Source organism: Psychrobacter sp. 1Y4, assembly GCF_051847555.1.
The window spans coordinates 1-562 of sequence record NZ_JBPYDE010000953.1 but is presented as its reverse complement, the minus strand read 5'-3'; the positions used below and the strand labels follow the sequence as shown (position 1 = coordinate 562).

The 562-nt window shown below is 39.1% G+C and carries 1 protein-coding gene; it reads left to right on the top strand.

What is annotated here, in order from left to right; translation table 11 throughout:
• A partial coding sequence (locus tag ACS8FC_RS19805; RefSeq protein ID WP_439298043.1) for an OmpA family protein occupies positions 1-325 on the top strand: 325 nt, incomplete at its 5' end.
• Between the last annotated feature and the right edge of the window lie 237 nt (positions 326-562).

Sequence of the window (562 nt, the reverse complement as noted above, 5' to 3'; positions counted from 1 at the left end):
CTCATTTGATGATGCAACCCTTAGCTCATCATTCAAGCCAACGCTAGACAAGCTTGCTTCAACCATGAACCAGTATAACCAGAACACAATCACGATTGCTGGTCACACTGATAGCCAAGGTTCAGCATCTTACAACATGGGTCTGTCACGTGACCGTGCTTACTCAGTTGCTAACTACCTAACCGCTCGCGGTGTTGCTTCTAACCGTATCAACGTAGTTGCTTATGGCGAGTCACGTCCAGTTGCTACTAATAACACTGAATCTGGTCGTCAGCAAAACCGCCGTGTTGAGCTAACGGTTAATGCACCACAAAGCGTCAACTAATCGACAATTTTATATAGCTATTTGGTAGGTGCGAATGCTTTTTAAGCACTTATCTAGTAAGAAGAGTCAGCAATATGCTGGCTCTTTTTTTATGCGTTAAATTTTGATTGATCAAACTCGATAGTTAGAAGAGTGCGGGTATAATGTTTGCTATCTAAAACAGAATAGTGCTTGTTTAGCGTTTGATAAAATTATCATAAAGATTAATGATTATTAATATAAAATTAAGTATTGATA